Origin of the sequence: Brevundimonas sp. 2YAF1, assembly GCF_052114745.1 — a bacterium.
Taxonomy (GTDB): Bacteria; Pseudomonadota; Alphaproteobacteria; order Caulobacterales; family Caulobacteraceae; genus Brevundimonas.
In genome coordinates this window covers 1-485 of the sequence record NZ_JBFRFI010000024.1, presented here as the reverse complement: position 1 = coordinate 485, position 485 = coordinate 1, and the positions used below count along the sequence as shown (strand labels likewise).

The following is a 485-nucleotide window of genomic DNA, read 5'->3' as shown; positions in this document are numbered from 1 at the left end:
CCTGCGCCTCTTTCAGCGATGGCTCAGCAAAACCCTGCTTAATGACCAGCGATTCCGGGTTAATGGTGGCGAGGAAATCCTCGGCGGCGCCCGGGTTTGGCACGCTGAACAGACGATCGTAGAGACGAATTTCAACCGGCTGCGCATGCTGCGCACTAACCCAGTGGATCACGCCTTTAACCTTGCGGCCATCGGCAGGATCTTTACTCAGCGTCTCGGCGTCGTAAGAGCAGAAAATGGTGGTGATATTGCCTTCGGCATCTTTCTCAACGCGTTCCGCTTTGATCACATACGCGTTGCGCAGACGCACCTCTTTGCCAAGCACCAGACGTTTGTACTGCTTGTTGGCTTCTTCGCGGAAATCAGCACGATCGATCCAGATCTCACCGCTAAACGGCACTTCACGGGTGCCCATTTCCGGCTTGTTCGGATGGTTCGGCATGGTGACGATTTCGCTGCTGCCCTGCGGGTAGTTTTCGATAACC

At 55.5% G+C, this 485-nt stretch carries 1 protein-coding gene; it reads right to left on the bottom strand.

Translation table 11 applies throughout. From position 1 onward, the window contains the following. Positions 1-485: hypothetical protein (locus tag AB4Y68_RS14465; protein ID WP_441456452.1), on the bottom strand; the 485-nt coding region annotated here is incomplete at both ends.